Origin of the sequence: Natronolimnobius baerhuensis, from assembly GCF_002177135.1 — an archaeon.
Classification (GTDB): Archaea; Halobacteriota; Halobacteria; order Halobacteriales; family Natrialbaceae; genus Natronolimnobius; species Natronolimnobius baerhuensis.
The window spans coordinates 750,943-776,954 of the sequence record NZ_MWPH01000002.1 but is presented as its reverse complement, the minus strand read 5'-3'; the positions used below and the strand labels follow the sequence as shown (position 1 = coordinate 776,954).

14 protein-coding genes are annotated in these 26,012 nt (G+C 61.8%); 9 read left to right on the top strand and 5 right to left on the bottom strand.

What is annotated here, in order from left to right:
- Nucleotides 1-44: 44 nt before the first annotated feature.
- The 7 genes from B2G88_RS10030 (at nucleotide 45) to B2G88_RS10000 (ending at nucleotide 16,392) form a co-directional block, all read left to right on the top strand.
- Nucleotides 45-2,336 (top strand): hypothetical protein, encoded by a 2,292-nt coding sequence (locus B2G88_RS10030; RefSeq protein ID WP_087714692.1) that lies wholly within the window; start codon nucleotides 45-47, stop codon nucleotides 2,334-2,336.
- Nucleotides 2,329-3,402, top strand: coding sequence for a PD-(D/E)XK nuclease family protein (locus B2G88_RS10025; RefSeq protein ID WP_087714691.1), 1,074 nt, complete (start codon nucleotides 2,329-2,331; stop codon nucleotides 3,400-3,402). The genes B2G88_RS10030 and B2G88_RS10025 overlap by 8 nt, the downstream gene beginning before the upstream one ends.
- Entirely contained in the window at nucleotides 3,395-7,105 is a 3,711-nt protein-coding gene (locus B2G88_RS10020) for an ATP-dependent DNA helicase (RefSeq protein ID WP_087714690.1), read from the top strand. Before B2G88_RS10025 ends, B2G88_RS10020 begins: the two co-directional genes overlap by 8 nt.
- Nucleotides 7,106-7,419: 314 nt before the next feature.
- Nucleotides 7,420-8,901 carry a proline--tRNA ligase gene (gene proS, locus B2G88_RS10015; protein WP_087714956.1) on the top strand — a complete coding sequence of 494 codons (1,482 nt, stop codon included), beginning with the start codon at nucleotides 7,420-7,422 and terminating at the stop codon, nucleotides 8,899-8,901.
- A 509-nt stretch (nucleotides 8,902-9,410) separates the two neighbouring features.
- A complete protein-coding gene (gene gltB, locus B2G88_RS10010; protein ID WP_087714689.1) occupies nucleotides 9,411-13,976 on the top strand; it encodes a glutamate synthase large subunit in 4,566 nt (1,521 codons plus the stop codon).
- 131 nt (nucleotides 13,977-14,107) lie between these two features.
- Nucleotides 14,108-15,097 carry an NAD-dependent epimerase/dehydratase family protein gene (locus tag B2G88_RS10005; protein ID WP_087714688.1) on the top strand — a complete coding sequence of 330 codons (990 nt, stop codon included), beginning with the start codon at nucleotides 14,108-14,110 and terminating at the stop codon, nucleotides 15,095-15,097.
- Between the two features lie 422 nt (nucleotides 15,098-15,519).
- Nucleotides 15,520-16,392 (top strand): SMP-30/gluconolactonase/LRE family protein, encoded by an 873-nt coding sequence (locus tag B2G88_RS10000; RefSeq protein ID WP_054864068.1) that lies wholly within the window; start codon nucleotides 15,520-15,522, stop codon nucleotides 16,390-16,392.
- Nucleotides 16,393-16,415: 23 nt separating this feature from the next.
- Here B2G88_RS10000 and melA read toward each other — a convergent pair whose 3' ends face one another.
- The 4 genes from melA to B2G88_RS09980 form a co-directional block, all read right to left on the bottom strand.
- Nucleotides 16,416-17,750 carry an alpha-galactosidase gene (melA, locus tag B2G88_RS09995; protein WP_087714687.1) on the bottom strand — a complete coding sequence of 445 codons (1,335 nt, stop codon included), beginning with the start codon at nucleotides 17,748-17,750 and terminating at the stop codon, nucleotides 16,416-16,418.
- 249 nt (nucleotides 17,751-17,999) lie between these two features.
- On the bottom strand, nucleotides 18,000-18,761 hold the full coding sequence (locus tag B2G88_RS09990; protein WP_087714686.1) for an IclR family transcriptional regulator: 762 nt from the start codon (nucleotides 18,759-18,761) through the stop codon (nucleotides 18,000-18,002).
- A 167-nt stretch (nucleotides 18,762-18,928) separates the two neighbouring features.
- Nucleotides 18,929-19,801 carry a fumarylacetoacetate hydrolase family protein gene (locus B2G88_RS09985; RefSeq protein WP_054862946.1) on the bottom strand — a complete coding sequence of 291 codons (873 nt, stop codon included), beginning with the start codon at nucleotides 19,799-19,801 and terminating at the stop codon, nucleotides 18,929-18,931.
- Nucleotides 19,802-20,213: 412 nt separating this feature from the next.
- Nucleotides 20,214-22,004, bottom strand: a complete 1,791-nt coding sequence (locus B2G88_RS09980) for an ABC transporter substrate-binding protein (RefSeq protein WP_087714685.1) — start codon at nucleotides 22,002-22,004, stop codon at nucleotides 20,214-20,216.
- 349 nt (nucleotides 22,005-22,353) lie between these two features.
- Here B2G88_RS09980 and xacF point away from each other — a divergent pair, with 349 nt between their 5' ends.
- Nucleotides 22,354-23,790, top strand: a complete 1,437-nt coding sequence (xacF, locus tag B2G88_RS09975) for a 2,5-dioxovalerate dehydrogenase (protein WP_087714684.1) — start codon at nucleotides 22,354-22,356, stop codon at nucleotides 23,788-23,790.
- 95 nt (nucleotides 23,791-23,885) lie between these two features.
- The gene (locus tag B2G88_RS09970) at nucleotides 23,886-24,344 is read left to right on the top strand and encodes a universal stress protein (protein WP_054862944.1); all 459 of its coding nucleotides are present in this window, start codon (nucleotides 23,886-23,888) and stop codon (nucleotides 24,342-24,344) included.
- 36 nt (nucleotides 24,345-24,380) lie between these two features.
- On the opposite strand, the gene B2G88_RS09965 is transcribed toward B2G88_RS09970, so the two are convergent.
- Entirely contained in the window at nucleotides 24,381-25,883 is a 1,503-nt protein-coding gene (locus tag B2G88_RS09965; RefSeq protein ID WP_087714683.1) for a glycoside hydrolase family 43 protein, read from the bottom strand.
- Nucleotides 25,884-26,012 lie beyond the last annotated feature (129 nt).

Here is a 26,012-nt window from a genome sequence, read left to right as displayed (position 1 = left end):
GGCGCACATTTATGTACGAACTGGCCTAGAAGAGAGTCATACTGATGTCGCCTCCGACTGGCGGTCTCGATGGGACCTGTACCCTCCTCACTGAACCCGTTCCGGGACCAACGCTCCTCGCGGCAGTCGCTCGCCGATACGCGCGACTGGCCGGTGAGTACGGCCCGCGAAATGTCCTGGTGCTCAAGCGCCATCCGTCGGGTCTCGAGTCCCTTCGAGAGGCGCTTGCAGCCGTCGAACTGACCGACGGCACGCCCCAGTCGCCACGTCTCGAGTCGCTGCCCGAACACGCCTCGAAGACGCTCGAGGCGTACGACCCGACGCTCGACCGCCTCGAGTACGAAGAGCGAATCGAACTGATTTCGCTGGTGATCGACGGCGCGAGCCGTGACGTGCCCGCCTATCTCGAGCGGGCGTCGGCCCACGAGAGTTTCGCCCGCGACGTGGGGCAACTGCTGCTCGAGGCGACGCGCCAGCGGCGTCGACTCGCCGGGTTCGAGGACGGTGCGGAGACGGCCCCGCAGACTCCCAGTGAGCCACGCGAGTGTCTCGAGTTTCTGTACGCGATGAACGACCGGTTTCACGCGGAACTCGAAGACCGCGGCTACGTCGAGCGGGCCGACGTGATTCCCCGGGCAGTCGAGTTACTCGAGGACAACGCCGACGGACTCCGGGATCGAGTTACGTCGTCCTACGATGCGGTGCTTGCAGTCGAGTTCGAGGAGTACCGACAGCTCGACCGCTGGTATCTCGCGGCGATTTCCGGTGACGCAGAACTCGTCTGTTTCGGCGAGCACCACGCGAGCGTCGAGCGAACGCGCGTCGAGCCGGGGCGGATCGACGACCACGTCGGTCCCGGACTCGAGGTCGAGGCGCTCGAGCCGGCCGCACTCGAGGACGCCGAGATGAGTGCCGAGCCACCCCATCGCGCGATTACGCGGGTTCTTGCGACGGGGGAGACGCCACCGGCCGATTCGGTGGACGACTCACCGGACTCCGAGCCGGTCGCTCGAGCGCGTCGCATTCGAGCGGGCACGTCCCGCGAACAGGTTCGGGCGGTCGCAACGGAGATCCAGTCGCTCGCGGGTCGCCACGACTGGGGGTTCGACGCGTTCGCGGTTGCAGTCCCCGGAATCGAGCGCGTGCCCGAGACGCGACGCCGGCTTCGCGACGCTGGCGTGCCGACGGCGACGATTGGGACGCCCTCGCTCGCGGAGGATCCGGCAGTGAACGAACTTTACGCGTTCGTCACCGTCCAGCGCGAGCGCGCTCGTGGCGGTCCCGAACCCGCAGAGAGCGAGCAGCGACACGACCACTCGAGTCAGCGCTACACCACCTCGCTCGAGCGCCTTCGCGCTCGCGTGCCCGAGTTTTCACCGACGCTGCTCGAGGACTGTACCGACGCGAGCGTCTCCCAGTCGCTGGCCGAGTGGATCGTCCGCACCGATCTGAAAGGGCGTATCGCCGCAGACGAGGACTGGGTCGACGCCCGCGAGCAGTACGCCAGTGTGCGTCGCGTCCTCGAGATTGCGGCGTTCGTCGAGGAGACCGACCTCGTCGGCCCGGACTGGGATGGGTTGAATCGGATGCTGCGCCGGACGATCCAGTACGACGCGCCCTACGTCCACGCTGTCGAGACACAGCCGCCGACCGGCGGAGTGACGGTCTGTCCAGTCGACGACCTCAAATACGACACCTACGAGACGGTCTTCCTGCTGGATCTGATCGACAACACGTATCCAGGCGAGCAGTTCCTCACACAGCTGTTTCCGAGCGCGTGGCTCCGCGAACTGGAGGCGTACCCGGCGGTCACCGCACCCGATTCGGCGACCATCGAGTCCACGTTCGGCCCGCTCGAGGACGGCCAGCCGACGCCGGTCGCGGACCGAATCGCTGGCGACCCCTTCGAGACGTATCACGCCCAGCGAGCGCGGCGACGACTCGCGCTCGGAACCCGCGCGGCGACGAGCCACCTGTACTGCTGTTCGTACGAACGCGGGGCCGGCGGCCTGCGTCGAACCTACGACGACTCGCGCTATCTCAAACTGCTCGAGTCGGTTCCGAGCCTCGTTCTCGAGGCCGTCGACGCACACACGGGCGCGGCGATTCACGGGAAGACGAACGCCCTCGAGACGCTGCTCGACCAGCCCCGTGCCGAACTCGAGCGCGTCCTTCGGGAGGCGAGTACGGGTGGAAACGCCGATCTGGCCGAAACGGAAGAACTGTTCGAGGAGATCGCCGTCGTCCTCGAGACGGGCGATATCGACGACGACCTCGCGGATGCCGTCCGCTCGCAGTTCGAGTTCGCGGCCGGGGAGGTGGTTCGGAATGACTGAGAACGCAGATTCGGACGAAGACGGAACCACGCCGGCAACGCTGTCGGCCGACGGCCTTCGCACGTATCTCCACTGTCCCCGCCGGTACGAGTTCGCCCACGTCCACGGCTTCGACGACAGCGACGACGACGGCCCCGACGAGCGCGTCGCCCTCCTCCGGCGCGCACTCTGTACGACGCTCGAGCAGACTGCCCAACAAACGGGCGAGATCGACCGGGAGACGCTCGCCGACCGCGCGCTCGAGGCACTCGCCACGCGCTGGGAGCGCCACGACGAGCGATTTCACTCGCGCGCACAGCGTCGCCACGAACGGCAGGTGCTCGAGGCCACGGTCGAGGCCTACGTCGAGGCGGTCGGCCCCACCCACGCCGCCGGCCTGCGTCAGCTGCTCGCCGCGACTGACAAGGAGGCCGACCCGCTCGCGGATCTCGTCGGCCCGGATCTCACGCTCTCGAGTTCGGTCTCTTTCGGCGAGCAATTACAGGAGACGGCCACGCTCGAGGCGACTGTCGATTACGTTTACGGCGACGGCTCGTCGGTCGTCGGCGTCCGGTTCGTGCCCTCGGTTCGGCCGCTTGGCTTCCTGCGGTATCGCGACGACTGGGAGCGCGTCGCCGAATCGTTCGTCGATCACTTCGATCCCGAGATGGAGACGTTCGACCCCGATCCAATCGGCGCGCTGTTCGAAACCAGCGTCGTCCTCGCCGGCCTCCGCTCGCTGTGTGACCGACTCGGCCTCGAGGATCGAACCTGTCGCTACGTCCAGATTCCACTCGCCGACCGCGAACACACGTCGGTCAACTGGGTGCGAGAAACGGTCGAGACGAGCCTCGAGCCGGTCGACCTCACCGACGCCTACGTCGATCATCACACCTTCGGCATGACACTCGAACACCGAAACACAACCGTCGATAGCCGCCTCGAATCGCTCGCGTCCCGGCTCGTCTCGGGCGCGTTCGACCCGTCCGACCGCTGGGATCGCATCGCGAGTGAGTCCTGTCCGGACTGTGCCTACACCGCCTGCTGTCAGGAGTACATCGCCGAGGAGGTACGATTCGATGGGTGAACCGGATGAAACCGGAGGTGGGCGTCTCGAGGACGCCAAGATCCGCGACGACCTCGAGCCGAAAGGAAACCAGCCGGCGGTCATCGAGAGCAACGCGGCCTGTATCTCGGTCGACGCAGGGGCAGGGACCGGCAAAACGACGACGATGCTGTTGCGCATCGAGCACGCCATCGAGTCCGGCGCGGTCGACCCGGATGACATCCTCGTGTTGACGTTCGCGAACGAGGCCGCAGGGAGCATCCGCGACGCCGTCGCCGAGCGACTCGACCCCGAGACCGCGGCGGCTATCGATGTCTACACCTACCACTCGTTCTGCCATCGCCTCGTTCGTGAGTACGCCTACTACCTCGGCTACTCGCCGGAGTTCGACGTCGTCACCGAGCGCAAACGCCGCCGAATCGTCGGCCGACTCCTCGCGACGAACGACTACGACTTCGCGGCCGCAACGGCCCACGACGGCTCGAGGACGGATCTCACGAGCGCCGTCGACGACTTCATCCGGCGGATGAGCCAGGAGGACGTGACGCCGGCCCATCTCGAGGCGGGCCTGCCCGACGTTCGAACAATCGAACTCTGTACCGAGTTCGTCCTCTGGCTCGAGCAGCGGGCCGGCGACCTCTCCTTCGACAACGAAGCGCTCCGATTCTTCTCACAAGAGAGTCACCTCGAGTCGGCCCAGGAGGCACTCGTCGGCTACGGCAAACTCCTCGAGTACTGCCGCGAGAAGGTCGCGGAGTCGCCCGAAGCGTTCCGCGAGGACGCGGTCGTTGACGACGTCGCCCAGTATCTGCGGGTGCTCCAGCAGTGTGTGACGAACACCATCGAGGCGCTCTCGCTCGAGGACCCCACCACGAAACAGCTCCCGCGGGCGCTGTTTGGCAACGAAATCTGGCGACAGCAGACGAATCGCCTCGAGCAGAGCCCGTTCGGGCGGCTGAAACACTACGTCGAGTTCCTTCGGCTCGCTCGCCATTACGCGGCGGTGTATGCGGATTACCACGACGCCCTCGAGGAACAGCGGGCGCTCGATTTCGACGAACTGGTCCGGACGGCGACGACCCTCCTCGAGGACGAGGCGATTGCCGACGAGATCACCGGCCAGTGGACGCAGGTCTACTGCGACGAGTTTCAGGACACCGACGAGACGCAGTTCTCGTTGATCACCGAACTGACGAGCGGCCCGGACCGGCCGAACCTGCTCGCCATCGGTGACAAAGATCAGGCGATCTACGGCTGGCGCGGTACCGACCGCGAGGGACTGGACCGCCTCGAGACGCAGTACGACGATCACGAGGCGATTGCACTCGAACTCAACTTCCGGTCGCGCCAAGAGATTCTCGACTTGACGAATCACTGCGAGTACGGTCCCCAATCCTCGAAGACGCTGCGCGAGGTCGGGCGCGAGACTGGCGAGTACGCAGCCGACGAGACGCTCTCCGACCGCGTCGTCAAAATCGAGAGCGACGAGATTCCGGAATCGACGGCCAGCCAGGTCGGGACGACCGTCTCGAGGCTGCTCAACGGCGCTGCCGAGAACGTCCCACAGCGCAGCCTCGAGGATCTCGCGGTGATCGTCCGCACGAATCGCCACGCACAGGCCATCGCCGAGGAGTTGCGCGAGCGCCAGATCCCCTACGAAATTTCGGGGTCGCCCCGCGGTGAGATTTCGCCCGGGATCCAGACGCTGCTGTCGTATTTGCGCGTGCTCGTCGACCGCGACGCCGACGCCCACCTTCGACGGGTGTTGCTCTATCGCTACCGACTGGGCGAGACCGACCTCCAGACGCTCCAGCGCCGGGACGGATCGCTCTACGATGCGGTCTTCGATGTCGACCCGGAGACCCTCGAGAACCCAGCCCAACTCGAGCAGGCGCGCGAACACCTCGCATCCCTCGAGCGTCTGCGCAACGTCTACCCGCTGTCGGGGTTCATCCGCCGATTCCGCGAACTGACTCGCCTCGAGTGGTTCCTCACGAGTGACGAGCGCGCCCAACTCGACCGGCTCGACCGATTCGTCGAGGCCTACGACCCCGAATCCGTCGTCAGTACGCTCACGGCGGCGTTCGTCGACGCCCTCGAGGGAGCGCTCCGTGGCGGCGGCAGCGAGCGGACCCGCGGCACCCACTCGACCGACTCGGTGGACGTGATGACCGTCCACCAGGCGAAGGGCCTCGAGTTCGATACCGTGCTCGTTCCCTATCTCTCGGACGAGGAGTGGTGTGTCGACGGCGACTACGCCAGACGGGCTCGAGAACGGCTGCTCGCCGCGACGCTCGCGGACGACATCGAGTCGCCGCTGTGTGCCGACCTCGCGAGCGAGACGGTCGCGGAGGAGTGGCGCGTGCTCCACGTCGCGCTGACGCGGGCGGAGAATCACCTGTTCGTCTTCGGCTCGGACTACGAGTACGACGGCGACGAGACGGAACTGGGCGTCTCGAGGGCGGACGCCTGTCTCGCGGACGACATCGAGTGGTCGACCGCCGGCCAACGCATGGACCTGTGGGCGTCGCTGTGCGAGAGCTTCGAGCGAGTTCGAGCGACCTATCCCGAGACCGTCGTCGACCGGACGGACGACCTCGCACACGCCGCCGACGTGACGCCGGGTTCGATCACCTACTACGCCGACTACGACGACCGAACAGTCGAGCCGCTTGAGACCCGTGACGCAATCAATACCGTCCACGAACTCGGGCGACTCCTGCGCTCTGGAACCCTACTCCCGGCGGCCGATGCGGCCAGCTACGGCGACGAACCCGCTCTCGAGAATGCGCTGCCCTATGGCCGCCGAGCCGGCGCGTTGTCGCCTGACACCGTCCGATTCCCGGTCGAGGCGCTCTCGAGTGCGACCGAACTCCCCGTCGCGATGCGCCACAGCTACAGCGCGATGGACACCTACGAGAGCTGCCCGCGAAAGCACTATCTCGACCACGTCGTGCGGGCGCTCGACGACCCGCAGGCGCGTTCGCTGTCCAGTGTCCAGGACTCAGTGACCCACTCGAGCGGCGACTCCAGACTCGTTGGCACCGTCTTCCACGATGTCGCCGAGGAGGCGTTCTATCGCGACTATCACACGCAGTCGGCGTGGACCGACGCCGCAACTCGCCACCTCACCGCACGGGACCTGCTCGAGCATCGCGAGGCCGTCCACGCGTGTATCGAGCGCTACTTCGAGGCGGACGCACCCGGCTTCGAACAGCCGGTCGCGGACTGGGACCACCTCGCGGCGGAGGTGCCGTTCTCGCTGTCGGCGGTCGACGGCGTCGACGGCGACGTCATCGGCTACATCGACTCAATTCGCCGGCTGCCATCCGAGGCGGGCGCGACTGGCGAGCAGGCCACGCAGTGGGCGGGCGGGCTCGCCGTGCTCGATTACAAGGCGACGGCCGACCGAATCGACCCCGCAGACGCGGTCCAGCTCTCGCTGTACGCTCGAGCCTGCGAGCAGCGCTTCGACGAGCCGGTTGCCGCAGTTGGCTACGTCTACGTCGGCGAGACGGACGGGCCGCGCGTGGTGCTGTTCGACCCCGACGAACTGCCCACGTGGACGACCGTCCGCGAGACGCTCACCGCCGTCGACGATCCGAGCCTCGAGACAAATCCTGGCCCACACTGCCAGCACTGCCCGCATCGCTCGCTCGGCTGTGCACCCGACGAGTACGGCGATGTCTCCGGCCTCGAGTCACGAGCGTTGGAGGAGGACTGACGGGGTTGTAGGGGGCACCACCCGGATACTCCACAAACGATAGCGCACCGAACGCTGGCTCTTATTGTCGTCCACTCGAATCACCATACCAGATCGAGGCGACGCTCTGTTTTCCGCTGCGCTCGAGCCCCGATGCTGCTGCCGACTCGGCGGACCCCGACAGCAGAGCCGATGAGGCCCTGTTGATCGAGAAACGCCGCGAGAGTGTGCCGTCCGGGAAGCGCGAGGAAGTCGGCCTTGAGATCGAGCCGGCTGACCTCGAGGCGCGTCGGCCCTTCGTATCGTTTAAGCCCGCGGTGGCAGTGAGTCGATGTATGAGCGACGAGAGTCAGGAACTCGGGATCACCGAGTCGAAATCGCACAAACCCGGCGACTGGTACGCCGAAGTCGTCCAGAAGGCCGACATCGCCGATTACGCGCCAATGGGCGGCTTTATCGTCACGAAGCCGCGCGGCTATGCACTCTGGGAACGCATTCAGGACGCCCTCGACGGCTGGTTCAAGGAAACCGGCGTCGACAACGTCTACTTCCCGATGTTCATCCCCGAGTCCTTCCTCGAGCGCGAGAAGGACATCGTCGAAGGCTTCGATCCCGAAGTCGCCTGGGTGACCCAGGGCGGCCACGACGAACTCGAGGAGCGACTCGCCGTCCGGCCGACGAGTGAGTCGATCATCGCGCCGTTTATGGCCGACTGGACGCGCAGCCACCGCGACCTGCCGCTGCGGCTGAACCAGTGGTGTTCGGTGGTTCGGTGGGAGGCCACCGAGACCAAGCCCTTCTTCCGAACGAAGGAATTCATGTGGCAGGAAGGCCACACTGCCCACGCGAGCGACGAGGGCGCGTGGTCGGAGGTCTGGACCCGTCTCGGCCAGTACGAGAAGGTCTACGAGGAGGTGCTCGCGATCCCGGTCCTGCGCGGCAAGAAGCCAGACCACGACAAGTTCCCCGGCGCGGACACGACGACGACCGTCGAGGCGCTCATGCCTGACGGCAAGTCCGTCCAGGGCGGCACCAGCCACCACCTCGGCCAGAGCTTCGCCGAGGCGTTCGACATCACCTTCGTCGACGAGGACGAGGAGGAGCAGACGGCCTACACTACCTCGTGGGGCCTCTCCTGGCGCGCACTCGGCGCACTCATCATGACCCACTCGGACGATCAGGGACTCGTGCTCCCGCCAACCATCGCGCCCACGCAGGTCGTCATCGTCCCCATCTGGCAGGAAGATACGAAGGAGGACGTCCTCGAGTACTCCCAGTCCATCGCCGACGACCTCGAGGAGGCTGGCTTCCGCGTCGAACTCGACGACCGCGACGAGCGCAACCCCGGCTTCAAGTTCAACGAACACGAGTTGAACGGCGTCCCGTTGCGCCTCGAAATCGGTCCCTACGAGGTCGAAGACGAGGAAGTCACGCTCGTCCACCGGCCTGACAACGACGAATCCGTCGAGGACCGCGACGAAATCGTCGACGCCGTCGACGACCATCTCGCAGAAATCTTCGACAAACTGTACGAGACGGCCGAGACAAATCTCGAGGAGAACATTCGCGAAGCCCACAGCCCCGAGGAGATTCTCGGGACGATTGGCCAGCACGGCGGCTACGTGAAAACGCCGTGGTGCGGTGACGAGGCCTGCGAGGAAGTCATCAAAGAGAAGATTGCCGCCGAAATCGTCATGCAACCACTCGAGGACGAAGGCGGCGAATCATCGGGCGAGGTTCCTGAACCCGACCACGACGAGTGTGGTGTCTGTGGCGATCCAGCAGACGAAATCGCGTACTTCGCGAAAAGTTACTGATCGGACTCTCGGTTCGATTGCAGACAGCGAGTCGGCGGTTCCATTTTGCTATCGCCCGACGCTGTCACCTGATTGAGTGGTTGTCCCACGAGCACGTATGGGCGTCTGAGACCGAAACGGAACGTAGAACCCTCGAGAACCAAGTACCCGTTATCACCAGCGGTCGTGTCGATTGGTGTGACCTAACTCTTTAGCCCGAGATTCCTTACCAATGGAGATGAATGTATAGCTGTGGTGTTCACTTTGGTGGGTGAACACTACGTGCCTCTGACAATACCTTTTCTGAGCGGTAAACGCAGTCGAGTCGCCGAGTTTTGTAGACGTTCGTAGCGACGCCACTCGAGATTGCCCTGTCGTATCCAAGAATGCGCTCGAGTGGTACGCCACTGTAAACGTAATCATCCATGAATATAAATTGTCTGCATATGCATTATATACGTTAATATGTGTCTATAATACACTTAGTCATTATGGGGTAGCCTCATATAGGTGTTCTCGCAAGTGATGGTATGTCACAGCCACACGGAGCGTCATCCACCGAGCGTTCCCCGGGGCTTGCCGACCCCGAGGACGAACGGTCGAACTGCGGCGTCGGCGTCGTCATGGATCTCGATGGGGGATCTGGACACAGCGTCGTCGCTGACGGTCTCGATCTACTCAAGAATCTCGAACACCGCGGAACCACAGGCGCGGAGAAAAACACCGGCGACGGAGCCGGAATCATGCTGCAGACGCCACACGCGTTCTTCGCAGATGTTCTCGAGACGTCCCTGCCGGATACCTACGCCGTCGGATCGCTCTTTTTGCCACAAGACGAGACGGCCCGCACAGAACTCGTCGATCTTGCTGAATCGACCCTCGAGACGTACGATCTCGAAGTCCTCGAGTGGCGAGACGTCCCCACGGAAAACGAGGATCTCGGCGCGACGGCGGTCGACTCCGAACCGGACGTTCGACAGCTTGTCGTCGCACCGGCGGACGGCGACGACCTCTCCGAGGACGATTTCGACCGACGACTGTACGTCGCTCGACGCGCACTCGAGAACGCCGTCGAAGGTGCCGACATCGACAACAAAGAACGGTTCTACGTCGTCTCGCTCGACTCGAAGACGCTCGTCTACAAGGGCCTGCTCAAGGGGGAACAGGTTCCGTCCTACTACCCTGATCTGACCGATGAACGCGTCGAATCGAACTTCGTCATGGTTCACGAGCGCTTCTCGACGAACACGCTCGGAGCCTGGCACCTCGCCCACCCATACCGGAACATCATCCACAACGGCGAGTTCAACACGATTCAGGGCAACATCAACTGGATGCGCGCCCGCGAGACTGACATCGAGAGCGAGGTGCTCTCCGACCTCGAGGCCGTCAAGCCGATCATCGACGATCCGGAGCAATCCGATACCGCAAGCGTCGACAACGCCCTCGAACTCTTGATGCAGGACGGACGGGACCTCGAACACGCGCTGCGAATGCTCGTCCCCGAAGCCTGGCGCGGCAACGATGCGATGGACCCAGACCGAAAGGACTGGTACGACTTTCACGCCTCGCTCGTCGAGCCGTGGGACGGCCCCGCACTCGTCGCGGCAACCGACGGCGAACGCGTCGGTGCTGTTCTCGACCGCAACGGCCTGCGCCCGTGTCGGTACGACGTGACGACCGACAACAAACTCATCATGGCAAGCGAGGCCGGCGCGCTCGAGCCAGATCCAGAAGATATCGAAGAGCGCGGTCGACTCCAGCCCGGTCAACTGTTCCTCGCCGACCCCGAGGAAGGGCGCGTGATTCCGGACGACGAGGTCTTCGACGACCTCACCGACGACCGCTACGGCGAGTGGGTCGCCGAAGAACAGGTCTCACTCGAGGACGTACGGACGACCGACTCGAGTGCCCCCCAGCAGTCGGTTGAGAATCTGCGTGACCAGCAGACGGCGTTTGGCTACACGCACGACGAACTCGAGAACATGATCGAGCCGATGACGACGAAGGGGAAAGACCCCGTCGGCTCGATGGGCGATGACACGCCGCTGTCGGTGCTGACGGAGTTTAACCGACCCCTGTTCTCGTACTTTAGACAGCTGTTCGCGCAGGTGACGAACCCGCCGCTCGACTACATCCGCGAGGAACTCGTCACGTCGATGGAGTCTCGACTCGGCTTCCAGCGCAACCTGCTCACCGAATCGCCCGAGCATGCCCGCCAACTCGTCCTTGACTCACCCATCCTGACCGACGGTGAACTCGAGTCCATTCGGGAGTGCGATGCAAACGGCATCACCGCCGCGACCATCGATATCACCTACGAGCCAACCAGCGAGGAACTCGGCTCGGATCTCGAGGCCGCACTCGAGCGCGTCCGCGAGGACGTCGTCGAGGCTATCGAAGACGGCGGCCATGACGTGATCGTCCTCTCTGACCGCGGCGTCGACGAGGATCGCGCAGCGATCCCGAGTCTGCTCGCGACGGGTGGTATCCATCATCACCTCGTCCGAAACGGCCTGCGAAATCACGTCGGACTGGTCGTCGAATCCGCAGACCCGCGCACGGTCCATCATTTCGCGACCCTCGTTGGCTACGGCGCGGGCGCAGTCAACCCGTACCTGGCGTACCAGACAATCGACGACATCACCGCCGGTCCCGACGGGGCCGAAACCGAGGTCGCTATCGACGCCTATGTCGGCGCTGTCGAAGACGGCCTGTTGAAGATCATGGCCAAGATGGGGATTTCGACCGTCGAGAGCTACCAGGGTGCCCAGATCTTCGAAGCTGTCGGGCTTGACTCGGGTCTCGTCGCAGAATACTTCGAGGGAACCGAGAACCGCACGGAGGGAATCGGCCTCGCTGAGATCGAAGAAGACGTTCGCGAACGTCACCAGCAGGCGTTCGTCGATACCGAAGAGAAACCGACGCTCGACCGCCACGGCGAGTTCGAACACCGCTCTGATGGGATTCACCACCAGTGGAACCCGGACACCGTCGGCACGCTCCAGCAGGCCGTCCGTGCGAACGACTACGAGCGCTATCAGGAGTTCGCCGAACTGATCAACGATCAGCAACAGAATCTCCAGACCCTTCGTGGCCTCCTCGAGTTCGATTCGGACCGCGAGTCGATCCCAGTCGACGATGTCGAGCCGATCAAAGACATCGTCGAGCGCTTCTCGACGGCCGCGATGAGTCTCGGCTCGCTCTCCCCGGAAGCACACGAAAACAACTCGATTGCGATGAACCGCATCGGCGGCAAATCCAACTCGGGCGAGGGTGGCGAGCCACCGGAACGCTTTGGCACCGAAAAGGAGTGTAACGTCAAACAGGTGGCCTCGGGCCGCTTCGGCGTCACGAGTACCTACCTCTCGAGTGCGGACGAACTCCAGATCAAGATGGCCCAAGGAAGCAAGCCCGGCGAAGGTGGCCATCTTCCCGGTGAGAAGGTAAACGAGATGATTGCTCACGTCCGCAAATCGACGCCGGGCGTCGGCCTCATCTCGCCACCGCCACTGCACGACATCTACTCCATCGAGGACCTCAAACAGCTGATCTTCGACCTGAAGGCGGCGAACGAGGAGGCAGACATCAACGTCAAACTCGTCTCCGAGGCCGGCATCGGTACGGTTGCCGCCGGCGTCGCGAAAGCAAACGCCGACGTGGTCCACATTTCGGGTCACTCCGGCGGGACGGGTGCCTCACCCCGAACCTCGATCAAGAGCGCCGGCCTCCCCTGGGAACTCGGCCTCGCCGAAGCGAACCAGATGCTCTGTCAGACCGGGCTTCGCGACCGTATCCGTGTCTCCGCAGACGGTGGCATGAAGACCGGCCGCGACGTCGCCGTCGCCGCACTGCTGGGTGCCGAGGAGTACATCTTCGGGACTGCCTCGCTCGTCACATCGGGTTGTGTGATGGCCCGGCAGTGTCACAAAAACACCTGCCCAGTTGGTGTCGCGACCCAGCGCGAGGACCTCCGGAAACGGTTCCCCGGCGAACCCGAACACGTCATCAACTACATGACGTTTATCGCACAGGAACTGCGCGAGATCATGGCCGAACTCGGCTTCGAAACTATTGACGAGATGATCGGCCACGTCGAAGTGCTGGACCAGCGCGACGATATCGAGCATCCGAAAGCGCGCACGGTCGACCTCTCTGCCGTCATCGCCGACCCCGGCGGTGACGTCCGGCGCAAGATCCGAGACCAGGATCACGAACTCGAGGACCAACTCGACCGCGACCTGATCGAGGCTGCAGCAGACGCCATCGAGACCGAGGAACCGGTCACCCTCGAGACCGAGGTGTCGAACGTTGACCGGACCGTCGGCGCGATGCTCTCGAACCGTATCACCAGCCGCTACGGCGAACCCGGCCTCCCCGAGGACACCATTACGGTCGACCTCGAGGGAACCGCAGGACAGAGCTTTGGCGCGTTCCTCGCAAGCGGTGTCTCGATGCACCTCGAGGGCAGCGCGAACGACTACGTCGGAAAAGGCCTCTCGGGTGGCAAACTCGCGATCCGAACGCCTGAGGCGGCCGCCTACGATCCGACCGAAAACGTCGCCATCGGCAACGTGGCGCTCTACGGCGCGACTGACGGCCAACTGTACGTCAACGGCGTCGCGGGCGAGCGATTCGCCGTTCGGAACTCCGGTGCGAAAGCCGTCATCGAGGGCGTCGGCGACCACGGTTGTGAGTACATGACTGGCGGTGTCGTCGCCGTCCTCGGCGAGACGGGCACGAACTTTGCCGCGGGGATGTCCGGCGGCGTCGCCTACGTCTACGACCCCGAGAACGAACTCGAGGCGAAGGCGAACACGGGAATGGTCTCGCTGCACGACGAACTCGAGGACGCAGACGAAGCAATGCTGCGCCGACTCGTCGAGAACCACGTCGCCTACACGGACTCCGACCGCGGGCAGGAACTGCTCGCAAACTGGGAGCAGGCACTCGAGGCGTTCGTGAAGGTCATGCCGGAAGCGTACTACGAAGCGATCACCGAGCAGGGAAGCGACGACGTTCGCGAGGAACTGCCCGGTGTCCCAGAATCCGTCGTCGAGGCTGACTCGACCAGTTACGCGGCGAGCGACGACTAAGCCACGACAGTCACACGCTCACGCGCTTTTTTGAGTGATCTGAGGTACCTACGAGGAGACTGTTGATTGCGTTCGATCTATTGTGGCAGTGCCATCGTCATCGTTTTCCCCCACAGCGACGACGAGCGAGTATGGACAGCGCACTCGTTATCGGCGGCACGCGCTTTATTGGTCGCCATCTCGTCTCCGAATTACTCGAGGCCGACTACGACGTAACGATCTTCAATCGCGGGAACCACGACAATCCGTTCGCGGACGACGACCGCGTCGGCCATATCGAAGGCGACCGGACGAACGACTCCGCACTCGAGGCCGCGGCGATGACCGCTGACCCGGATGCTGTCTTCGACTGTGTCGCCTACTACCCGCGAGATGTTCGCGCGGCGACGACGATTTTCGCCGACTGCGAGGCCTATGTCTACATCTCGAGCGGCGCGGCCTACGGGCGCGAGGAGATCCCAAAACGCGAAGACGAGACGCCACTCGAGTCCTGTACGACCGAGGAAGCGACCGACGACTCACAGGCGACCTACGGCAAGCGCAAAGCCGAGGGAGACCGCGCAATCGCCGCCGCAGCAGGTGAGGGGGTCAACGCGATGGCCGTTCGCCCGCCAATCGTCTACGGGCCACACGACTACTCCGAACGGCTGGATTTCTGGATCGACCGCGTTAATCGCTTCGACCGCGTTGTCATCCCGGGCGACGGCACGAACGTCTGGCACCGTGTCTACGTCGAGGACGTTGCGAGCGCGCTGCGAATCATTGCCGAACGCGGCGACCCCGGCGAGGTGTACAACACCGGCGACCAGCGACTCGTTACGCTTGAGGAGATGCTCGAACTGATCGCTGCCCAGTTAGACACGAGCGTCGACGTCGTCCACGCTGGCCCACGCGAACTCGAGGCTGGCGGGATCTCGCCCGACGACTACGTTCTCTATCGGGACTACCCGCACATCCTGTCGACAGCCAAACTCGAGGCCCTCGGCTGGGAATCGACTCCGCTCGAGGAGGCGATGGCACGCACCGTCGAGGATCACCTCGAGAGTGATCGTGACGGCCTCGAGAATGGGCCGGATCGAGATGCCGAAGAGCGCGTGCTTGGGATTTTGGACACGCTGTAGTCCCGTCGTCGACGATCACTGACTCGCTCTTTTTGTTCGATAGCTCTCCAGTGATCGTCTCTGTCTAAATAAGAGATTGTGTAGCTATACTTCGAATAGGTAGGAGATAAACTATGATGTTTGACAGAACAGTTGGTGGTTGACATTCGGAGAGAAAAGAATTGGTAAAGGGCGTAATTGCCCCTATTACCCCACTAATTCAAATATATCTACTATATACTCCTATTTGTTTGTATCTGGGTGTCTGGAAGAAGAGACGTTCCCTCTCGAGTTCGTCCTTGAAGACCCAACTATATCACTGAACAAAATACCTGTGAACTCGAGAGGTTACGGATTGATTCCTCCTCGAGTTGTAACAGGGAGTGTCCGCTCGAGACGACAGGAAAACTAGATTCAAGTACGGACGCGCGGAACGATTAGCTATGACACGCTACGAACGCGTCGCGGACACGACCGCTCACACCGGCGAAGGGCCGCTGTGGCATCCCGAGGAAGAACTGGTGTACTGGGTCGACATCCCCAACGGCAAGCTCTTTGCGTACGATCCCGAGACCGACGAGTACGACCTCGTCTACGAAACTGCTGGGGCGCCTCTCGGCGGCTACACCATCGAAGAAGACGGCGCGCTCTTGTTGTTCACCCACGGCACCGTCAGCCGCCTCGAGCCCGGCGCGGACGAGGCCGAACCGGTCGCCGAAGTCGACGACGCCGACACCCGCTTTAACGACGTCATCGCCGACCCCGAAGGCCGCGTTTTCTGCGGGACGATGCCCGGCGAGGACGAACTCGGCGACCTCTATCGCCTCGACCCCGACGGCAGCGTGACGCTCGTCGTCGAAGACGTCGACATCCCCAACGGCATGGGCTTTACCGACGACCTCGAGACGTTCTACTTCACCGAATCCGAGGAACACGTCATCTACGCGTTCGATTACGACCGCGAGACCGGCGAACTGTCGAACCAGCGGTCGTTCGTCGACGTGCCGACCGACGACGGCATTCCGGATGGAATGACCGTCGACGAAACCGGCGATATCTGGTCGGCCCGCTGGGACGGCGGCCGCGTCGTCCGCTACAGCCCCGACGGCGAGGTGCTCGAGGAGATCGATCTCCCAGCACGGAAAGTATCCTCGGCGACCTTCGGCGGACCGGCGTACGAAGACCTGTACCTGACGACTGCACTCACTGACAACGACCGCGAGGCGGAAGGCGACGGCGCAGGTGCTCTGTTCCGCGTCCCTGATGTCGGCCCCAGTGGCGTCCCCGAGTTCCGCTCGCGTATCAGCCTCGAGTAATAGTCGAACTCGATTTTTCGCGTTCACTCAAACGCTGGCAGGTACTCGGCGTTCGCCTCGAGTAGGTCGTCGACCAGGTCGTCGGTTTCCTCGAGCGTACAGACAGCGCTGGTCAGCGGATCGAGTTTGACCGCACGCCGCAGCGCGTCCTCGTCAGCCCCAACAGCGGCGTCGACGGCCAGCGATTGTACGTTGACGTTCGTGCGATTGAGCGCGGCCAACTGCGGCGGGAGATTACCGACGCTGCAGGGGCGAACCCCGGTTCCATCGACGAGACATGGCACCTCGACGAGCGCATCGTCGGGCAGGTTCGTGATCAGTCGGCCGTCGTTCGGCACGTTGAGATTCATCCGGCGCACTTCGTCCGTCTCAATGGAGTGGATAATTCGGGCGGCGTACTCGCCCGAGCGCTCGAGCGAGAGATCGATCTCGTCGAGGTCGAATGCGTCGGCTGGATCCCGTGCGCGCCAGTGCTCGAGGTACTCGCCGGTCGGCATCCAACACACGGGCGAGTATTCGAACTCGGTTTCGTCGGGATCGTAGGCACTCCGCTCGACGAGATGGTCGATCTCGTCCTGTGTATGTCGGAAGTACGGCAAGTACTCGCTCAGGTGGTGACTCGACTCGGTGATGAACGCGCCGAAGTGATCCATCACGTCGAAGCGAACGACGTCTTCGGCGTAGATTTCGTCGTCGTCCATCGCCTCGTAGAGGTCGGGATAGAGGTCTTCTCCCTCGTATTCGAGGTTGAGGAACCAGGCCATGTGGTTGATACCGGCGACCCAGTACTCGAGGTCCTCGACGGGGACGTCGACGTAGTTCGCAATGTCGTGTGCCGTCCCGCGAACACTGTGACAGATTCCGTAGACGTCAATTTCCGTTTCGCGCTCGAGCGCCCAACAGACCATCGCCATCGGGTTGGTGTGCTGTAAGAGCGGTGCGTCGGGGCACAGCTCTTCCATGTCGCGGGCAATCTCGAGCATCGTCGGAATTGTCCGCTGTGCCCGGAAAACGCCGCCGGGGCCGAGCGTGTCGCCGACGGACTGGTTGATGCCGTAGCGCTGTGGGATTTCGACTTCGTGTTCGACCGGTTTGACGCCACCGACCTGAATCGTCGTGATGACGTAGTCTGCATCGGTTAGTGCCTCACGTCGGTCAGTCGTTGCCTCAACCGTTGCAGGGAGGTCATGTTCATCGATCAGCGCGTTCGTCGCAGCCTCGATTCGTTCGAGGCGCTCAGCGTCGATATCCATCAATGCGACCGTCGTTTCCTGTAACTCGGCAAACGAGAGGATATCCCGAACGAGCGTTTGCGTGAATGTGAGACTACCAGCGCCGATAAACGCGACGTTCACCATAGATGCGTGTTATCAACACACACTATAATTGTTCCTTTCATGGAGTGTCTGTCCGGATCTCACTCATAGACTGGCTGGCACCCGACAGGAGAGAACCCGTCTCGAGAGTGATGTACTCGCCCGCCCTCGGTCGAGTATTGCTGTGATCGCGTTCTCGAGTACCGCCTGTCTGGCAAGCAAAATTGAATCGTGTTCCACACCGTCCCCTCACTGGCCAAACTGCCTGCCCACTGAAAACCAGCACTCCGATCAGGAGTAGTTGTGCTCGAGTTCGATGACGTTCGCGGTCCCGAGGACTGCCTCTGGCAGGTCGTCGTAGAACCGTTCGTCACCGACGCGGTGGACGGGACAGGAGACGCTGACGGCAGCGATACTCTCGTCGTTGTCGTCCGTGATCGGTGCCGCGATACATCGCAGTCCGTTGAGTCGTTCCTCGCGGTCGACAGCGTAACGCTGTTGGTGGACCTCCTCAAGTTCGGCGAAGAACTCCTCTCGGTCCGTAATCGTCTTGTTCGTCACCGGTGGCAGTCCGTACTCCTCGACGATTTGCTCGACCTGTTCGTCCGGTCGGAAGCCAAGAATTGCCTTCCCGAGTCCCGTACAGTGAAGCGGGACGCGCTTGCCTTCGTGGGTGTCAAGTTCGACCGCGTTCTCTCCTTTCGCCTGGTAGAGATAGATGCCACGACCGTTTTTCTCGACGAGTAAATTGACGAGTTCGCCGGTTTCATCGGCCAGTTTATCGACTTCCTTCTGGGCCGTATCGTAGATTGGCGTGCGGTTGCGTGCGTACGCGCCAAGCCCCAGAAACGAGAGACCAATGTGGTACTCGTCGCCGTCTTTGTCGACGTACTCGCGATTGGCGAGCGTCGTCAGGTGGTTGTGGACTGCGCTCTTGCCGATATCGACCTGTTCGGCGATCTCGGAGATTCCGGCTCCATCGAGTTCTTGGATAATTTCAAGAATCTCGAAGGTTCTGTCGACCGTCCGGACGGGATGTTTCGGTTCTGGCATACGCGTATGCATGGTTTGAACACACATATAGATTGTTCTGTGCTGGCGAATTGCGTTTCCTTTACAACCACTACGTGGAGATAGCGCAGAACAAGACTACTCGTAGACGAAATTCAGTTGTAGGTCTCGGCGACTGTGTCCTCCCTCAGAGTCCAACAGTGCGTCGCTCAGACCTCAACAACGGTGTTCGAGAGCGTCCCGATATCCTCGAGCCCGATTTCGATTTCGTCGCCTTCCTCGAGTGTAAAGTCCTCGTCGGGAACGAGCGAGGTGCCGGTCAGCAGGACGGAGACATCTGGAACGGCGTTGTGTGCCGTATAGCAGTCAACGAGTTCCTCGACGGATCGGACCATCTTGCCGGTGTTCGTCGAGTCGTCGTACAGCACCTCGCCGTCGCGGCTGATCGTCATCCACATCTCGAGGTCGTGTGGGTCCTCGATAGAGTCAGCCGAACGAATGCCAGGGCCGATTGCACAGCACTTGTCGTAGACTTTCGCCTGTGGGAGATACAGTGGGTTTTCCCCTTCTATCGAGCGACTACTCATGTCGTTCCCGACAGTGTAGCCGACGATGTCTTCGCCAGCAAGCACGACACCGAGTTCCGGCTCTGGGACGTCCCATTCGGAGTCAGCGCGAATCCCGACTGGCGCTTTCGGTCCAACGGTTCGCTCCGGCGTTGCTTTGAAAAAGACTTCCGGGCGGTCGCTCTCGTAGACGTCGATGTACATATCCGGTGTCTCGCTCTCAGCCTGGCGGGCTTCTTCGCTGATTCGATAGGTGACACCCGCAGCCCAAATCTCGCCTGAGGAAATCGGCGCTGTGACGGCTCCGTTCTCGAGGACGTCCATCGAACGAACCGCTGCGTCCTCGAGCAATCCCTCGGTGAGCGTCTCGATGGCGTCATCCGTGATCGCCGCAGTCTCGAGAAGTCCCTCAAATGTCTGGAGTTGTGGTCGCGCAGCTGTGAGATCGTATAGTGTCTCGTCAGTTTCAACAGCGAGATGTGGTGTTCCCTCCTCGCGAAGCTGGTAGTAGCGCATGTTCTGATAGCCTTCTTCTCGATCAATGACCTTAGTTTTATAGTAACATCTGAAGCGGTTTACACATCAATCGCACAGCTCACGGCTCGCTTCGCTCTCCGTCTGCTCACGGCGCGAAGCGCCGTTCGCATGGTATGCGAGACCGCTGGTCTCGCACTATTCGTGTTTCCGCGATTCTCGCGCACTTTGTTCGCTCCGAACCGCGCTCCCGCCGTGTGAATGGGTGTGCACTGACTTTGGTTGGCTACTATAACTGACAGTGAAAATGGAACGCTCGCTTCTCAGCGAGCAGAGAGTGATCCTACCGAACAACAGTCAGTACAGATTTTCGACCAGCCGTTCGGTCGAAAATCTGTCGCTCGTTTTGTCCGGCAGTATGAGACAGCGCTCAGACGACCCAGCCAGTGTGAGATCAGACTCGCTCGAGTCCGTTCTGGAGCAGGTAGTGGGTGAGGCGATTCGAGGTCAGCCAGTCGTCGCTCTCGACGTCGAAGTCCCAGTCTTCGGTGTTGACCCAGTAGTGTCCGCCGCCCCAGGGGAAGCAGACGGCGGCTGGCAGCAACTGATTGTGAACCCAGGCGAGGTTCGTCGCATGCGAGATGACTTCCTCCTCGGAATCGGCCGTCGACATTGCTTCGAGTTCCTCGGGAATGTCGAACGTGACCATGTCGCCGTCGGGGTTTCCAACTTCAGGCACTTCGACTTCCTCCTCGATCATGCCAGTTCGCTCGGTGAACAGACCCATGTTGTTGTCGTTGAACACCGCATCGAAGTCGGCGTATGGGTGGTAGTCACGGGCCATCCCGTAGTTGAGGTGGACGGTCATGTCGTAGTCGTGGTTCTGTTGGGTTTCTGCCTGCCACGTTGGGAATTCCTCGACGTAGAAGTCCATGTCGATGCCGAACTCGGAGAGGTTGTTGGAGATCATCTCCGAGTGAGTATCGAACCAATCACCGACTGGGAAGTTGAGCGTCCACGTGTCGCCGTCAGGAGTCAGCCACTCGTCGCCGTCGTGTTCAAAACCAACATCCTCGAGCAGTTCCGCGGCTCTGTCGGTATCTTCTGGCCCGTAGTTCGACATTGCCTCGAGGGCGTCCGTTTCGACGTAGTCCTCGACGTAGAGGGAGTCGATTCCGGTGGAGTACTCGTCGTACCCTGTCCCTTCCGTGGCGGCGGTCTCAGTGAGGAATGGAATGTCGATGGCATGGGCGATAGCCTGGCGCACTTCGGGATAGTCGCGGATGTACTCGTCTTCGGTCCCGAAGATCAGTGCAAACGACTGTCCGTCGTACGGCAACGGTCCTTCGCCGTACATACTGGGGACGTCGTCGAGGTCCGGACTGTCGTCTCCCCAGTCGACTTCACCGGATTGGATTCCCTCTTCGTCCACGTAGATGCCAATCCGCTGGAAAAACTCCCAGTCTTGTGCGATTGGGTGTTCTGGATTCGGAATCTGATCGGCGAACTCCTCGTTCGCCTCGACGAAGATCCAGGGGCCAGAATACAGGACTTCGTCCCAACTGACGTCGTACTCCAGCAGACTCTGTTGAACGCTTTCGATCTCCTCATCGGTCGTTGCGTCTTCGAACTCCTCGACGAAGTGGCCGTACTGGGCCTCGGAGACCTGCAGGATCATCTCGGCCCATTCGCCGACCCACAACTCCTCTTCCATGTCAGTATACTCGTCTCGAGGTTCAATGACGAGCGTATAGTCGTCCTCGGCATAGACTCCGGTCTCGATATCGACGAAGTTCTCCATTCCGAGACCCATGTATCCATCTATCTTGTACCCCGTGACGAAGTCATGTGCGGTGATGGATTCGCCTGTCGACCAGCCGTAGTCCTCCGAGAGGGTGACTTCGGTTCGGAGCGTGTCAGGGTCAATTGACCAGTCCTCGGCGATTCGTGGCACGTACTCGCCGCGTTCGGTGTGATACACCGCGAGGTATTCGAAACCGAACTCCTGTCCGAGGTCGCCGGCGTTCCACCGCGGATGGTACGGATTGAAAATATAGTCATCATCGACCGGGTTGAGATCTGCCGATGGATACAGGACTTCGAACTCGTCCTCGTAGTCCTCGTTGTAATCGACATCGTCGAGAACCGGTTCCAGACCAGTGCCCTCGAGCAGGTCTTCATCGCTGTCGCCACCCATACAGCCAGCTAATGCAGCGGCACCCACAGCCCCTTGTGCGGCCAGCATTTGTCGCCGCGACATAAACTGAGTGTACTTGTTCTTATCCGTTCCATTCCGAGACGACAGAGTCCGGATTCGATTGTCACTCTTTGACATTCGTCTGTGGAGAAACAATCATGGGTGATAAATTATTCGGATCCCTCGAGTGTGTGTCTCGAAACCGACAGGCGACGGAGGGAACACTACCCTATTACCGCATACGACCGGCCAACAGTCAGCGACGCGTTTCGACCGGACAGGGAGTCGACACGCTGACTGTCGGGCAGCATCAGCCAACTCGCTGCCGTCCGTGGCTGTCGGAACGATATTGGTCCTAATCACAAGAATCGTATACCTACACGCCGATAGTTCAGCTATGGCCGCGGAGTACTACAACTACATTGACGGAGAGTGGACCGAGAGCGACGAAACCTTCGAGACGGCGAATCCGGCAGCACCGTCCGAAACGGTCGCAACGTATCATGAAGCGGATGTCGACGATGCAACTGCCGCCGTCGAGGCCGCTTCGGCCGCCGAAGACGAGTGGGCAAACACGCCAGCGCCACAGCGTGGGGCCATCCTGCGCGAGGCAGCAACGATTCTTGCGGATCGAAAAGACGAGATTACCGACCTGTTGATCGCCGAGGAGGGCAAAACCCAGGCCGAAGCCGGCGGCGAGGTCCAGCGTGCGATTGATATCTTCTACTACTACGCCGAGAAAACCCGCGATATGGGTGGCTCGGTCAAAAGCGCAAGCGGCCCACGAACGAATCTCTACACGAAAAACGAACCAGTCGGTGTCGCCGCACTGATCACGCCGTGGAACTACCCAATCGCGATTCCGGCCTGGAAAGTCGCACCTGCACTTGCGACGGGGAACACGCTCGTCCTCAAGCCCGCAAAGGTCGCACCCGGCGTCGCCCTCGAGATCTTCAAAGCGCTCGACGAGGCCGGCCTCCCTGACGGCGTCGCAAACGTCGTCGTCGGCCCCGGTAGCACGGTCGGGAACGAACTCGTCGTCCACGACGACGTCGATGCCGTGTCCTTTACTGGCTCTGGGCAGGTTGGCCACATGATCTACGACAAAGCGACGGACGACGGCAAGCGCGTCCAGACCGAACTCGGCGGGAAGAACCCAACGGTCGTCAGCGACACCGCAGACGTCGAGGAGGCTGCCGGAATCATCGCCAACGGCGCGTTCGGAACCACCGGCCAGTCCTGTACCGCAACCTCGCGCGCAGTCGTCCATACCGATGTCTACGACGAGTTCGTCGACGCCATCGTCGCAGAAGCCGAATCCATCGAGATCGGCCCCGGCGAGGACTCCGACATGGGCCCACAGGTCAACGAGAGGGAACTCGAGGGCACACTCGACTATATCGAAGTCGCTGAAAACGAAGGCGCAACGCTCGCAACCGGCGGCGGCCAACCCGACGAATTCGACGAGGGCCACTTCGTCGAGCCAACCGTGTTTACTGACGTCGATAACGACTATCGTATCGCCCAAGAGGAAGTCTTCGGGCCAGTGCTCGCCGTCATCGAAGTCGAGGACTTCGAGGAGGCCCTCGAGACGGCAAACGACGTCGATTACGGGCTGTCCTCGAGTATCGTAACGAACGACCACACGGAAGCCGAGCGCTTCGTCGACGAGATCGAAGCCGGTGTCGCGAAGATCAACGACAAGACGACCGGCCTCGAACTCCACGTCCCATTCGGTGGCTTCAAACAGTCCTCGAGTGAGACCTGGCGCGAGCAAGGCGACGCAGGCATCGACTTCTACACCATCGAAAAGACCGTCTACGACAGCTTCTAAGGCACACCCACCGTTTCGGCTGTATCGCAGCAGTTGACGCAACAATCGGTAAGACGCGGGACAATGTTTATTTTGAGTGAGTGAGAGGGTGAGGTATGGATCGCGCACTCGTTGTAGTCGACTCAGCGGATGGTGCCAGACGATTAGTTCGAGAAGCGGGTGAGCTCGCAGCCGGCGTCGACGGCTCGCTCGTCTTGCTCGTGACGATGGATAAAGACGAGTACGAGGCTGACCTCGAGACGATGTCGACGATTGCCGACGTCGAAGGCACGTCGTATCCCGCGATGGATATCAACGAAAGCGGCCGGCAGTTCGCTCGAGATATCGCCAAAGAGGAACTCGATGGACTCGAGGTCGAGTACGAGCCGATCTGTGTCGTTCTCGATGGCGAACCGGAAGCCCAGCGGATCGTCGCTGCAGCAACCGAGTACGACTGTGATCACATCTTCATCGCCGGTCGACAGCGCTCGCCGACCGGGAAGGCGATTTTCGGGGATACCGCACAGGGTGTTATCCTCAACTTCGATGGGATCGTCTCGGTTGTCACCGACTGAAACGCCGGTTTCCGCTATGTGGCTTTTCGTGGCTCGTTATTCCAGTGAGCGATACGCAAACGAGTCGAACCGAGCGCCCCGCTTACATGCAGATCCGTTGCCTGTCGCATACAGTCCGAAATAGACCCCAGTAAAGCCGCCCGCGACCTCTGTCGCGAGGTACTTCGGAACGGTCGTCGCAAGGTGTTCGGTTCCGGACGGCGTCTCGACGGTCCAGCGATACTCGTCCTGTGTGGCCTCGAGGCGGAGGGTCACTGTCCCCTCTGGGACGCGAACGGAACCGAGTTGTTCACTTATGTCACCAACCGTTGCCCGGCAGACAACGACACGCTCGCCATCTCGGCGCGTCAGGCCGATCTCGTGGTGATGGGATTCGTCGTACATCGCTGTGAGGCCGGCTTCGTCGTCTGCGTCCGGGTCAAACACGAGTTCGGTTTCGACCTGACAGTCGAAGTGTTGCTGGCGGCGGCCGACAAACGTCGATTCGCGGTCATCGAGCGATGCGGGACCGCCATGGAGCGTGAGCGATCCGTCTTCGAGGACGTACCGGTCAGTTTCGGGTGCGTAGCGATAGTTCCAGAGCGGGCCGAGTTCGTCGCCGTCGAACGGCGCTGTTGTCTCCCAGGACTGGGTCTCGCCCGTCTCGAGGGCCGTGTCGGGAACGGACATCTCGGCCTCGAGTGGCTCGCCGTCGTTGACGACTGGCCAGCCGTCCTCCCAGGTGACGGGGGCGAGGAACGTTTCGCGCCCGAGGTGGTGCCAGCCGGGGTGGCCGCTGTGTTTGCGGATGCCGAGACAGACGAGCCACCACGAGCCGTCGTGGGCTTCGACGAGGTCGGCGTGGCCGATTGCTTGGATTGGGTTGTACGCACCGCTGACGCTGCGGTGGCTCAGAATCGGATTGTCGGGGCAGGGTTCGAACGGTCCTGTTGGATCGTCAGCGCGGGCCGCACAGACCATGTGCCGGGTGTGGGTGCCACCTTCCGCGACGATCAGGTAGTAGGTGCCATCGACTTCGTAGAGGTGTGGCGCTTCGGTGTAGTCCGAGACGAGACGCCGACAGAGCTGTGTGGACTCGCCGAGTTCGCCCGTCTCGAGGTCGATTTCGGCCTGTTCGATGCCGTCGGGGCCGCTGCGGTACGTGAAGTAGGCGGTGCCGTCGTCGTCCCAGAACAGGTCCGGATCGATTCCCGGCGCATCGATCCAGAGCGGATCGGCCCACTCGCCGGTTGGCTCATCCGCACTGATGACGAAGTGTCCGCCCGCCGAAACGTTCGTCGTCACCACGTAGAAAGTACCCTCGTGATGGCGAATCGTCGGCGCGAAGATACCTTTCGAGGGCGCTGCATCCTCGAGGTCGAGTTGCTCGGCAGTGAGACAGTGACCGATTGGATCCCAGTCGACCAGATTCTCACTGTGATACAGCGGGATGCCGGGTGTGTACTCGAACGAACTCGTCGCGAGGTAGTAGTCAGAGCCAACGCGGCAGATACTCGGGTCTGGGTGAAACCCAGGGAGTACTGGATTCTCGTACTGCATGCGTGACCCTCACAGTCAGTATTCCATAAGCGTACTGATCCACTGCATCCTCGAGTTTCAGATTCCAGATTCGACAAAACAGCAAGAAAACACTCGCTCGCGGGAGTATGGGGCGATGTTACTCGTACC